The sequence below is a fragment of the Rhizobium grahamii CCGE 502 genome, from assembly GCF_000298315.2.
Classification (GTDB): Bacteria; Pseudomonadota; Alphaproteobacteria; order Rhizobiales; family Rhizobiaceae; genus Rhizobium; species Rhizobium grahamii.
Genome location: NZ_AEYE02000031.1, coordinates 87,414 through 99,201, shown reverse-complemented (window position 1 = coordinate 99,201; position 11,788 = coordinate 87,414). Strand labels below are relative to the sequence as shown.

The following is an 11,788-nucleotide window of genomic DNA, read 5'->3' as shown; positions in this document are numbered from 1 at the left end:
TTTGAAGTCTGCAAGCCGATTTCGGCGAAACTGCAAATTTGCCCCGCGGGGCGGAAATCGAAGGCGGCCGACTTAACCACGGCCTGCTCCGGGCTGCAAGATGTACGTACCGCATTTCCCATTCGCCGGTGACGACTTGGGCATCTCGTCTCTGCCCCCCGCGACCGCCACGGTAGACATCGCGTCGTCTCGTGCTACTGTCTTCAGACCAGGAGGTTGGCGCATGACCCGGCGTCTGGCAGCAATCTTGGATGCGGATGTTGTCGGCTTCTCCCGGCTGATGGGCCTTGACGAAAGCGGTACGTTCGCGACGCTGAAAGCCCACAATAGCGAAATCATCGTCCCCAGCATCGGCAAGCATCACGGACGCGTCGTCAAATTTGTTGGCGATGAAGCGCTCGCCGAATTCGCAAGCGTGGTCGATGCCGTCGGCTGCGCCATGGAGATCCAGAAAGCACTGCTTCAACGCAACGAGGCACTCGAACCAGATCGGCGCATGCTGTGGCGGATCGGCATCCACGTTGACGATGTGCTGGTTGAGGAAGAGGACATCTTCGGTGATGGCGTGAACGTCGCCGCAAGCCTGCAGGCGCTGGCGCCGCCGGGCGGTATCTGCGTGTCCCAGCAGGTCAACGACCAGATCCGGTCGAAGCTTGACTTCCGGGCAATCGATTTCGGCAATCGCAAACTTAGGAACGTCGATCGACCAATCCGGGTCTGGCGATGGACGGCGGACAGCGAGCAGCTTCCATCGGCTACCGCATCGAAGCACAAGGGAACGAGGCCTCTGCGCAATCGGCCCTCGATTGCGGTTCTGCCGTTCAGCAACATGTCGAGCATCGAGGAACAGGAACATTTCTCTGACGGCTTCACCGACGAGCTGATCGCCACGCTGGCGCGCTGTCGCTGGCTGCTGGTGGCAGCCCGCAACTCCTCGTTCAGCTACAAGGGCCGCAAGCCCAATGCGCAACAGGTGGCGGAGGACCTTGGCGTCAAGTACGTGCTGGAGGGGAGCGTGCGCCGCGCGGCAGATCGCGTTCGCATTACCGCGCAATTGCTGAACGGCACGGATGGCAGTCTGCTCTGGGCGGAACGCTACGACCGGACGTTGGCCGACATCTTCGAGGTTCAGGACCAGCTTGCTTCGGAAATCACTGGAACGATCGAACCGGAACTCGGTTCCATCGAATTCGCCGCCCTTCGGGGCCGCACCGTGTTGGACATGGATGCCTGGGAAATCTACCTGAAGGGCCTCTGGCATCTCTACCGGTTCACGCTCGACGAATTGAAGACGGCCAAGGCGCTGTTCGAGCAGGCAATCGATATTGACCCGACCTTCGCGCAGGCGCAGGCGCGACTGGCTTATGTTCACATTCAACTCGGCTGGTATGGCCCACTTGATGAACGCGCCGAGCGGATTTGTGATGCGATCGACCTTGCCGAACGCGCCATCATATCGGACCAGAGAGAGCCTGCCGCGCACCTCGCCTTGGGCAGGGCACTGGCGCTTGATGGTGCGACGGAGGCCGGACTTGCGCACCTACGCAACGCCTTGCAGCTCGACCAAAGTTTTGCGCAGGCGCACTTCGCGCTTGGACAGGTCCTCTGCTACGTCGAGCGCCCCGCTGAAGGGATTGAAGAGGTCAAGGAAGCGTTCCGGCTCAGTCCTCGCGATCCGCATCTGTGGACCTTCCATAACGTTCTCGCGCTCGCGAACTATCAATTGGGCAACATGGCGGAAGCGGCAAAGGCAGCGCGTGCATCACTCCGCTCCCCGAACGCAACCTTCTGGCCGGCGATTTTTCTGGCCGCTGCCCTTGGAAGGCAAGGCGAAATGAACGAAGCGCGAGAGGCAATCTCCAGGCTTCATCGCTTCCGGCCGGGTATGACGTGCCGTGACGCCCGCCGAGAATTCTATTTCGGCGACAATCCAGTCATGACCGAAGCTTTCATCGACCGCTGCATCACGGACCTCGCCAAGGCCGGCCTGCCGGGCTAAAAAGCGACGTTGTCAAAAAAAGACGCCCGTCCTTTGGAACGGGCGCCACATTGGATTAGATCAGAACGGAGAATCCGGGAAGTAGAAGTCCTTGGCATTGTCCTTCGTGACAAGCGTCGCGTCGAGGACGAAGGTGCCGCGAACAGGAACCTGGCCGTAGAGACCAGCAGCCGTCAGTTCCATGGCCGTGCCGACCATTGCCGGCGGATAGAGAACGTCAACCGGGATCAGCTTGTCGCCGTCCATGACCTTCTTGACCATGTCCTTGGAGCCGGCGCCGGCGACGACATACTTGATGTCGGTACGCTTGGCCTGCTCGATTGCCTGCAGCACGCCGACAGCCATGTCGTCGTCCTGGCACCAGACCACGTCGATCTTCGGGTACTTCGTCAGGTAGTCCTGCATGACCTTGAAGGCATCGTCGCGGTTCCAGTTGCCGTACTGGCGGTCGAGAACCTTGACCTTGGAGCCGGCGATGCCCTTGTCGAAGCCGTCCTGGCGCTGCTGATCGATCGGGATCGGCAGACCGCGGATAACGACGACTTCGGCATCCGGCGTCTGAGCCGCGATGTACTTGCCGGCGACTTCGCCGAGCGCCGGGTTGTTGCCGGCAACGTAAAGGTCGCGGACAGTATCATCGTTGGTCGACGGCGCGCGGTCAACGAGAGCAACGTACTTGCCCTTGCCCTTGACTTCCTTGATGGCGTTGACGAGCGGATCCGGATCCGACGGCAGGATGACGAGGGCGTCGATGCCCTGTGTATCAAGGTCCTGCACAGCGTTCGCCTGGCTGGCGGCATCCGGCGAAGTCTTGACGATGACGTTCAGCCCCGGATGCTGTTCCATCAGTTTCTTGGCGATGCGTTCGGCGTGGAACACGACGCCCGAGGTCCAACCATGGTCGGCTGCCGGAATCGAGACGCCGATGGTGAACTTCTTGTCCTGTGCGTATGCGGTACCCGCCAGCGTGACGGCCGCAACCGCAAGACCCAACATGAGTTTGCGCATTCTATTTCCTCCCAATAAACGTCAGGGACTTTTCCTACCCGTCAACCGGACGCCCTGTGATCCCGGCCAATTTCTGGAGCCAGTCCGCTTATGATTTGCGGACCAGCGAGCGCTGCACCAGCATGGCGATGATGATGATCGCACCCTGGATCGCACCGATGAGATATTCGCTGATGAAGTTCGACAGCAGCATGATGTTGCCGACGAGCTCGAGAATGAAAGCGCCGCAGATGGTGCCCCAGACGCGACCGGCGCCGCCCTTGAGCGCCGTCCCGCCGACGACGACGGCGGTGATTGCCTGCAGTTCCCAGAGAATGCCCGTCGTTGCCGAGGTTGAACCAAGGCGCGGCACATAAAGCAGCACGGCGATGGCGACGCAGAGCCCCTGGATGACGAAGGCGATCGTGCGCACGCGATTGACGGCGATGCCGGAATAGCGCGCCACGTCACTGTTGGAACCGACCGCGACGACATGGCGTCCATAGCGTGTGCGGTAGAGAATGAAGGCTGCAACCGCAGTGACGGCAAGGATGACGACGATCGGCACCGGCACGCCGAGAATGCTGCCGAAATAGGCCGGACGGTAAAGCGTCTGGATATCGGCCGAGCGCAGCGTGATCGCGCCGCCCTGGCTGAGCCATGTTGTTAGGCCACGATAGATGCCCATGGTGCCGAGCGTGGCGATGAACGGCTCAATCCTACCGACCGTGGTGATCAGGCCGTTGGCCAGTCCACAGAGCGCACCGGCGACGAGTGTGAACACGACCGCAGCCGCCAGCATCAGCGTCGGATCGGCAATCACGCCGGAATTCATCAAAAGGATCATCAGGCTGGCAACAAAGGCCACCATCGAACCGACAGACAGGTCAAGATCGCCGGCGGAGATCACGAATGTGGCGCCGACGGCGATGATCGCGATGAAGGCGCAGCGGGTCGCGACATTGGCAAGGTTGGTGATGCCGATGAAGTTCGGATTGACCAGCGCCCCGACGATCAAGAGCAATATCAGGGCTGCAAAAGGCGCAACGGCCCTGAGATCGATATCCCGCCAGGGGCGACGCCGGATTTCCCTGGTCTCCTCGTTCACGCTCATTTCCAAACCAACCTCCCGCCCCAAATTCGATGGGCATCATATTCTCGCAGCGCGCTTGACGCAGCCGCTTCCCGCCAATCTCAGGCGGCTTTTCTCTTCAATCCGGCGGCGTAGCGCATGATCTCCTGCTCCGAGATCTCGTCACCCTCGAGCACGCCGACGATCCGTCCCTCGCGCATCACGGCGACGCGCGTGCAGAGGCCGATCACCTCAGGCATTTCCGAGGAAACGACAATGATGGATCGACCGTCTCGCGCCAGCGCCGAGATAAAATGATAGATCTGCTGCTTGGTGCCGACATCGATGCCGCGTGTCGGCTCGTCGATGATGATGATCTCCGGCTCGGTCTCCATGACCTTGGCAAGCAACAGCTTCTGCTGGTTGCCGCCCGACATGCGGCCGGCAACGATGTTGGTGTCGCGAACGCGGATATCGAAGCGCCGCCGCGCCTTGGCAAGCGCCTTCGCCTCGCTGCCCGGGCTGAGATAGCCGTGCCGCGAATGCTGGCCGAGCGACTGCAGCGTCAGATTGGTCATCATGCCGGAACGCAGGAGCAAACCCTTCGACTTGCGATCCTTCGTCATGTAGGCAAGCCCGGCGCGGTTGGCGGCATGGACATCGCCCGAAAGCACGGCTTCACCGCGAATGACGACCTCGCCGGACGCACGCGCCCGCAACCCGGCGATTGCTTCCATCAGCTCCGTGCGACCAGAACCGATCATGCCGGAAAAGCCGATGATCTCGCCCTTGCGAACCTCAAAGCTCGCATCCTGCACATAGCCGGTTGAAACACCTTCGACCCGGAGGACGACCTCCTCGTCGACATTGGGCTCCACCTTGGTGGGATAAAGGCTCGACAGTTCGCGCCCGACCATCAGCTGCGCAATGGATTCGCCGTCGAGCATCGCCGTCGGCGCCGTCTTGACCCACTGGCCATCGCGCAGCACGGTGACCCGGTCGGTGATCTCCATCACCTCGTCGAGCTTATGCGACACGAAGATAAAGCTTGTTCCCTTGTCGCGCAGCTTGCGCACCTGCCGGAACAGGAAGTTCGTCTCCTCGCGCGACAGCACGGCGGTTGGCTCGTCCATGATGACGACGCGGGCATCGCGGCTGATTGCCTTGGCGATTTCCACCATCTGCTTATCGGCGATCGACAATGTGCTGATAATGGCATTCTCGTCGACGTGGGAGCCGAGGAGATCAAGCGCCTTGCGGGTTTCGGCGCGCATGTACCTGCGATCGAGCACGCCGAACCGCGTGACTTCGCGACCGAGGAAAAGGCTCTCCGTGACCGTCAGATGGTCGGCGAGATTGAACTCCTGATGGATGAGAACGATGCCGAGCGCTTCGGCCGCGCCGTTGGCAGGCAACACGACCGGCTTGCCGTCGAGTAGGATCTCGCCCGAACTCGGTTGCTCGAAACCGGACATGACCTTGACCAAGGTCGACTTGCCCGCGCCATTTTCACCCATGAGGGCGTGGATCTCACCGGCACGGAGATCGAAATTGACACTGAAGAGGACTTGCACGCCGCTAAACGACTTGCAGATGCGCCGCGCGGACAACACCACAGGCGCAGCGTCGGCAGAATCCACACTCATTGACTGACTTCCTCCCTGCGGCTCCCATCCGCTTGAAGCCATATGTAAACCTTTACACGACGCATGTAAAGGTTTACATCACTGTTACACACAGATCTGCGGGCCCCGGCATTTGACCTCCCGGCAAGTCTGTGTAGTGTCGCGGCGAAGGCATCCAAGGCAGGACGCAGTGTCGAATTCCACGCCCGCAACCATAGAAGACGTCGCTCGGATCGCCGAGGTTTCGATCGCGACGGTATCGCGGGCGATCCACACGCCGGAAAAGGTCGCCAACTCGACGCGACTGAAGGTCAATCAGGCGATCGCCATCACCGGCTATACGACGAACGCCATGGCCCGCAGCCTCCGCCTCGGCCGATCGAACATGATTCTGGTGGTAGCGCCCGATATCGGCGACCCGAACTTCTCCAACATTCTGGTCGGGCTTGAGAACGAAGCCCGTGCCCATGGCTACGGTATCCTGATCGGCCATACGCAGAACGACGCACAGCGTGGCCTCGAATATCTGAAGTTCCTGAACTCCAACCAGGCCGCCGGGCTGATCCTCTTCACCGGCATTTTGCCCTTCGGCCATCAGACGATGACCGCGCGCCTGCCGCCGAGCGTCGGCGTCTTCGAGCCGGTTTTCAATGGCGGCATCCCTTATGTCGGCGTGGACGACGTCGAGGGCGCCCGAAAGGCGGTCGACCTGCTGTTGGCCGAGGGCCACCGCAAGATCGCCTTCATCGGCGATTCACGCACCCGTCTTGCCTACAGCCGCCGACGCCAAGGCTATGACGCCGGGCTCGATGCAGCGGGGGTTGCGCCGGACGTGCGTATCGTACTCGAAGGCGACGGAACGCTGGAAAGCGGCCGTCACGCCGTCGAGCAACTGTTCATGCGCGACACCCTGCCGACCGCCTTCATGTGCGTCAACGACCAGACGGCGATCGGCGTGATGATCGGCCTTGGCGCCCGCGGCTACGACATCCCGACCGACTTCTCGGTAACCGGCTTCGACGACGTGCCACAGGCCGTCTTCATGTCGCCGCCGCTGACCACGATCCGCCAACCGCGAACGTTGATCGGCAAGCAGGCCATGGCGCTGCTATTGGAGTTCCTGTCTGACGGCCAGCCGGCTGAAACCGAAATCCTGCTGCGTCCAGATCTTGTCGTGCGCAATTCAGTTGGCGCGCCGTCGCGCCGATGGACGAAACGTTGAAGGCGAGTCGACCGCGGGACGTTATTCCGCCGGCCGGAAAATCCACTTCACAACATATTGCCCGTTTCGCTTCAGTTTTGTCTTGGTCTCGACCTCAACCGGTCCGCCGAGTACGGCCTCGGCAGCCTCAAAGGCCTGGCGGGCTTCAGCCATTGCCTTGTGATAGACGCTGTTGTCGCGCTTCGGGCTGTCGGCAACCGCTTGTGCGATGGCCGTCAAATCTTCTTCTCTGCCGACCATAGGCCCAGCCCTCCTGATTTGAAAACGACGGTCTAAGCTTATCGGCGTCCGCTGCGCAAGCGGAGCGAAAAAATTGGCTCTTGGCTGCACGGCCGTGGCTCGCACGGAATCGATGCGACGCCACCACCGCTACCGACTGCGCTTGAACGCCTCCCACCGCTCGTCCCCTTCAAGGCCTTTCTCGACAGGCAGGGCATCCCCTTCGACGTGTTCCGCGCACAACGGCAGCCGATGTCGATTGCGCACAATAAGGGAGAAACGCCCCTTTTTGCTGCGAGCATCGAGCGCGCCGCGTTTCGCAATTAGGCATCTCGGAGCGTCAAACTTGGGAGACAGACATGTCACAGCCGAACGACAGCAAGCAGGCGACAGCGGTACCCATGACCTTCGAGGTCATGGTGTCGACTGACGACAAGACGAAGTTGCATATCTATGAAGTCCACGCTGATGCCGCCGCATTCGGGGCGCATCTGAACAACTCCCTCCATCAGGCAGTTTCGCGAAGAAACCGTAGGGATGGTAGCCGGCATCGTTGTGGCGAAGCTCACGCCGGCGCAATAGGGCCAATTGGGAGAAACGGCGGCGCCGCCTTTCGCCGCCGCTCCGGCCATGCGGGCGAACGCTGGAAACGTCTGAAAATTTCTATGTTGACATCATGTTGCATATACACCATACCTTTATCCACGCGCCAACTACCAAGATCGCTCAACGCTGACACGCAATCTCGCCCTCCTCCTGAATGAGGGCTGGGTCGAAGAGAAGGTTTCCGAAAAGGGCGGCCGGAGCCGTCCGATCATCCTCTCACAAGCCGGCGAGGACCTGCTGACTTCGGCAGCTCCGGCGTGGCGACTAGCCCAGACGAAGGCGTAGGCCTTGCTTGGCGCGGAAGGCGTTACTGCCGTGCTCGATGTGGCCGTCAGCCTGCCACTCGGCGAAGTCGAGTAATGGAACCACAAATGTTGCATATGCAATACAACATCAACTTGAAAAGGAAAGGTATAGATGAGTAGCACTTCTCCCACGCTCGCGCACCGCATGCTGCTTGCGAGCTCGGCTGCGGCAGGCCTGCGCTGATGATACGCACCGAGGCGGCCAAGGCCGAGACCGTTGCCACAAACGCGTCCGGCGCGATTCGCCCCTTTGGGTGGAGCGCATAGGATGAGCTTCGAACTGATCCTCATAGGCCGCTCACCCGCTTCGCTTTTTGCAGGGTATGCAACCGAAACCGTGAGCTATGAAGAACCTCGCTTGGACGTCATTCGCGCGTCGAGGACGACACGTGGCATTGCGAGGCATCTTCAATGTTGCATATGCAATTAAATCACCGAATACGCTCAACTGAAAGGACAATTATCATGAGCACCATCGTCAAGGCCGCCGCCGTGCAGATCAGTCCCGTGCTCTACAGCCGGGCAGGCACCGTCGACAAGGTTGTCAGGAAGATCCGTGAACTGGGCAAGCAGGGCGTTCAGTTCGCAACCTTCCCGGAAACCCTCGTTCCCTACTACCCCTACTTCTCCTTCCTGCAACCCGCATTCCACATGGGCAAGGAGCACCAGCGCCTGCTCGAAGAGTCGGTGACAGTGCCTTCCGCCGAAACGCGTGCCATCGGCGAGGCGGCCCGTGAGGCAAAGATGGTCGTCTCGATCGGTGTCAACGAGCGTGACGGCGGATCGATCTACAATACGCAGCTCCTCTTCGATGCCGACGGTACGCTGATCCAGCGCCGCCGCAAGCTCACGCCAACCTATTACGAGCGCATGATCTGGGGCCAGGGCGACGCCTCGGGCCTGCAGGCGGTCGACAGTTCCGTCGGGCGCATCGGCCAGCTTGCCTGCTGGGAGCATTTCCTGCCGCTGGCCCGCTACGCCCTCATCGCCGACGGCGAGCAGATCCACTCGGCGATGTATCCGGGATCGATGTACGGCCAGCCTTTTGCTGACAAGATAGAAGTCAGCATTCGCCAGCATGCGTTGGAATCCGCCTGTTTCGTGGTCAATGCCACGGCCTGGCTCGACGCCGATCAACAGGCTCAGATCCTGAAGGACACGGGGTCCGCCGGAGGACCGATTTCCGGCGGTTGCTTCACGACCATCGTCAATCCCGAGGGGCAGATCATCGGCGAGCCGCTGACCGCAGGCGAAGGCGACGTGATCGCCGATCTCGATTTTGCCCTGATCGACGCACGCAAGAGGCTCATGGACGCCGCCGGCCACTACAGCCGTCCGGAATTCCTCAGCCTGCGGATCGACCGCACGCCGGCCCTCCATGTCCATGATCTGAGCGCACAGCCGAAGGCCGAAACCTTCAGTGCAAGATCTGTAGAGGAAGAGGCCGTCGAGGTACTCTGAACGCGCGCTAAATTTGAAAGAACGGAACGAAGGCAAGTATCATGACCACTCAATCGTCTCAGGACAGCCCGATCCTCGTAACCGGTGCGGCCGGCGACGTCGGCGCCATTGGCCGCAACCTTACAGAGATGCTGCTCGCGAAGGGCCACAGGGTGCGCGCCCTGGTCCGCCGGGAGGATGAACGTGCCGAGGCCCTGAGGCACCTCGGCGCCGAGGTGGTCCAGGGTGACCTGACCGACCTCGCCTCGATGCATCGGGCGATCGAAGGCACAAAGCGTATCTATTTCGGCATGTCGATCTCGGCTGCCTATCTGGAAGCGACGATCAATACCGCGGCCGTTGCGCGCCATCACGGCGTCGAGGCGTTCGTGAACATGTCGCAGATGACCGTTTCGCAAATGAGCATCACCGAGACAACCGACAGCCCGCAACACCGCCTGCACTGGCTTGCCGAGCAAGCCCTGGCCTGGTCCGGTCTGCCGGTGGTTACCGTCCGCCCCACGGCCTTTCTGGAGGGCTTCTTCCTGCGGCTCGCCGCCGACAGCGTCCGGGAACGAGGCGAACTCGCATTGCCGCTCGGCAGCAGCAAGACGTCGCCCATCGCCGCTGCGGATGTTGCAAGGGCCGTCGCCGTGATCCTCGACGATCCGGCAACGCACATCGGAAAGATCTATAACTTGACCGGCTACGAGTCGGCCGATCTTGACCACTATGCGCGTAGCTTTTCCGAAGCCCTCGGCCGGCCTATCCGCTACCGTGACATTCCGCTGCCCGCGTGGATTGATGCCCTGAAGAATGCCGGCGTACCGCCGCATCTTGCCAGCCATCTTGCCGTGATGGCAGACCTGCACAAGCAAGGCAGCTACGATCGTATGACCGATGATCTCTTCCAACTCATCGGCAGGGCACCTGTCAGTATGCAGGAATTCGTAAAACACCATGCCAGCGCGTTCACGCGCGGCGATGCCACGGGCTGACGCTACTTACTGAAGCTGGGATGCGATGGCGGCCTTGTCGATGACAGACCAGACCGCCTCGATCCGCCCATCTCGAAATTCATAAAACACGTTCTCGGTGAATGAGATTCTCTTGCCATTCACCGGCAGCCCAAACAGCAGCCCTATCGGTGTGCAGTCAAACCGGAGGCGGCTTCCGACGCGCGGCGGCTCGGAAACCAGGAAATCGATATCGAAGAAGAGGTCCGGAATCGTTTGAAAGTCACCCTCTAGCATCTGGCGATATCCAGACAACCCGATCGGCTCTCCGTTGTAGCGAACATCCGGATGAACGAACTGTCCGAGCGCCGACCAATTCCGGCCGTTCAGGCAGACGATGTATTCCCGATAGATGGCGGCAAGGTCGGCTTTGGACACGACTCTCCTCCGGTTCTTATGGTACCGGGGCCAATTAGGATGACGCGGAGATTTGGCAACCAGACATGGGCACGATCCGAATGCCCTGAATGCGGCTCATCCTGTGCGCTATTCGACAAGACCGAGCATCGGGCCGAAGCCGCCATGCCAAGACTTGTCATTACGTCCCAAGGCGGGACTGTAGAGCCCGACACCCCGGCCGCCATCGAGAAACAACGCATTCCGACAGGCCAGATGGTCGCGAAACAGGCGCGCGAAATCGTGGAAATTCACTCTGTCTTCGCTGATCGCGAAGCGCACCACATCATCGCCGCAGATACCGACGCCGCCGCGGCGGGTCTTGTCGGTCGAGCCGACTATAAAGATCGGGTTCAGCTTGTTGTTGATGACAAGCATCGGACCGGACTGCGTGGCGATCCGCACATCCGGGCGGCGCTTCAGGAATTCCTGGGTCGGAAGTATTCCCGCGGACGTCCCGTTGATGAAGAATACGCCATTCGGTCGCTTGTAGAAGTTCGGCACCGGACCGTCGACCGGCCCATCGCTTCGCGCGGTGCTGGCGGGCCGTAATTCCTTGCCGTCTTCTATATAGAGCCCGATCGGTGAGAAATCGGTCAGATACATGCCGGCATTGATCGCGAACACCAAGTTCTGCCCGCTCTTCCTGGTAGCCGCGGCAACCCCGGAGAAGTCGCGATAGGGTTGTCCGTCCTCGTTCTTCCAGAACAAGCGAAGGTGGTCGCTTCCTTTCTCGACCGTGCAGACGATATAGGCCTCGTCCTCGAATGTATCCTGCACACAAGGCTCTGCAGCGGCCGCACCCCCAAACGCGGCAGCGCACAGCATCGCGGCTCCCGCAAGCATACCCTGTTTGAAGTTCATCGCGGCCCTTCCAGTGAGATCGCTGAGCGTCCTGCCG

Annotated in this window: 10 protein-coding genes; 4 read left to right on the top strand and 6 right to left on the bottom strand. The window is 60.8% G+C overall.

The window, feature by feature from the left end:
• Positions 1-223 precede the first annotated feature (223 nt).
• On the top strand, positions 224-1,999 hold the full coding sequence (locus tag RGCCGE502_RS25020) for an adenylate/guanylate cyclase domain-containing protein (protein WP_016556997.1): 1,776 nt from the start codon (positions 224-226) through the stop codon (positions 1,997-1,999).
• A 60-nt stretch (positions 2,000-2,059) separates the two neighbouring features.
• Here the strand turns inward: RGCCGE502_RS25020 and RGCCGE502_RS25015 are convergent, their stop codons facing one another.
• The 3 genes from RGCCGE502_RS25015 to RGCCGE502_RS25005 form a co-directional block, all read right to left on the bottom strand.
• A complete protein-coding gene (locus RGCCGE502_RS25015; protein ID WP_016556996.1) occupies positions 2,060-3,007 on the bottom strand; it encodes a substrate-binding domain-containing protein in 948 nt (315 codons plus the stop codon).
• Between the two features lie 88 nt (positions 3,008-3,095).
• Entirely contained in the window at positions 3,096-4,100 is a 1,005-nt protein-coding gene (locus RGCCGE502_RS25010; protein ID WP_016556995.1) for an ABC transporter permease, read from the bottom strand.
• A gap of 80 nt (positions 4,101-4,180) precedes the next feature.
• Positions 4,181-5,704: a sugar ABC transporter ATP-binding protein gene (locus RGCCGE502_RS25005; RefSeq protein WP_016556994.1), complete on the bottom strand. Its 1,524-nt coding sequence runs from the start codon at positions 5,702-5,704 to the stop codon at positions 4,181-4,183.
• A 169-nt stretch (positions 5,705-5,873) separates the two neighbouring features.
• Here RGCCGE502_RS25005 and RGCCGE502_RS25000 point away from each other — a divergent pair, with 169 nt between their 5' ends.
• A complete protein-coding gene (locus tag RGCCGE502_RS25000; protein ID WP_016556993.1) occupies positions 5,874-6,905 on the top strand; it encodes a LacI family DNA-binding transcriptional regulator in 1,032 nt (343 codons plus the stop codon).
• Positions 6,906-6,926: 21 nt separating this feature from the next.
• On the opposite strand, the gene RGCCGE502_RS24995 is transcribed toward RGCCGE502_RS25000, so the two are convergent.
• Positions 6,927-7,145, bottom strand: coding sequence for a hypothetical protein (locus RGCCGE502_RS24995; protein WP_016556992.1), 219 nt, complete (start codon positions 7,143-7,145; stop codon positions 6,927-6,929).
• A gap of 1,355 nt (positions 7,146-8,500) precedes the next feature.
• Between RGCCGE502_RS24995 and RGCCGE502_RS24985 the strand changes: the two genes are divergently transcribed.
• Together RGCCGE502_RS24985 and RGCCGE502_RS24980 are read left to right on the top strand one after the other, a co-directional pair.
• Positions 8,501-9,496, top strand: coding sequence for a nitrilase-related carbon-nitrogen hydrolase (locus RGCCGE502_RS24985; protein WP_016556990.1), 996 nt, complete (start codon positions 8,501-8,503; stop codon positions 9,494-9,496).
• Positions 9,497-9,537: 41 nt separating this feature from the next.
• Positions 9,538-10,473, top strand: a complete 936-nt coding sequence (locus tag RGCCGE502_RS24980; RefSeq protein WP_016556989.1) for an SDR family NAD(P)-dependent oxidoreductase — start codon at positions 9,538-9,540, stop codon at positions 10,471-10,473.
• 6 nt (positions 10,474-10,479) lie between these two features.
• On the opposite strand, the gene RGCCGE502_RS24975 is transcribed toward RGCCGE502_RS24980, so the two are convergent.
• Both RGCCGE502_RS24975 and RGCCGE502_RS24970 read right to left on the bottom strand, forming a co-directional pair.
• Complete coding sequence (locus RGCCGE502_RS24975) at positions 10,480-10,869, bottom strand: ester cyclase (RefSeq protein WP_016556988.1); 390 nt, start codon at positions 10,867-10,869, stop codon at positions 10,480-10,482.
• 108 nt (positions 10,870-10,977) lie between these two features.
• Positions 10,978-11,751, bottom strand: coding sequence for a phosphodiester glycosidase family protein (locus tag RGCCGE502_RS24970; RefSeq protein WP_040675640.1), 774 nt, complete (start codon positions 11,749-11,751; stop codon positions 10,978-10,980).
• Positions 11,752-11,788: the final 37 nt, after the last annotated feature.

Excerpts from the sequence above, each read along its gene's own strand:
- RGCCGE502_RS24980 (WP_016556989.1), top strand. The coding sequence starts at position 9,538 with ATGACCACTCAATCGTCTCAGGACAGCCCGATCCTCGTAACCGGTGCG.
- RGCCGE502_RS25020 (WP_016556997.1), top strand. The coding sequence starts at position 224 with ATGACCCGGCGTCTGGCAGCAATCTTGGATGCGGATGTTGTCGGCTTC.
- RGCCGE502_RS25010 (WP_016556995.1), bottom strand. The coding sequence starts at position 4,100 with ATGAGCGTGAACGAGGAGACCAGGGAAATCCGGCGTCGCCCCTGGCGG.
- RGCCGE502_RS24995 (WP_016556992.1), bottom strand. The coding sequence starts at position 7,145 with ATGGTCGGCAGAGAAGAAGATTTGACGGCCATCGCACAAGCGGTTGCC.
- RGCCGE502_RS24970 (WP_040675640.1), bottom strand. The coding sequence starts at position 11,751 with ATGAACTTCAAACAGGGTATGCTTGCGGGAGCCGCGATGCTGTGCGCT.
- RGCCGE502_RS25005 (WP_016556994.1), bottom strand. The coding sequence starts at position 5,704 with ATGAGTGTGGATTCTGCCGACGCTGCGCCTGTGGTGTTGTCCGCGCGG.
- RGCCGE502_RS25015 (WP_016556996.1), bottom strand. The coding sequence starts at position 3,007 with ATGCGCAAACTCATGTTGGGTCTTGCGGTTGCGGCCGTCACGCTGGCG.
- RGCCGE502_RS24985 (WP_016556990.1), top strand. The coding sequence starts at position 8,501 with ATGAGCACCATCGTCAAGGCCGCCGCCGTGCAGATCAGTCCCGTGCTC.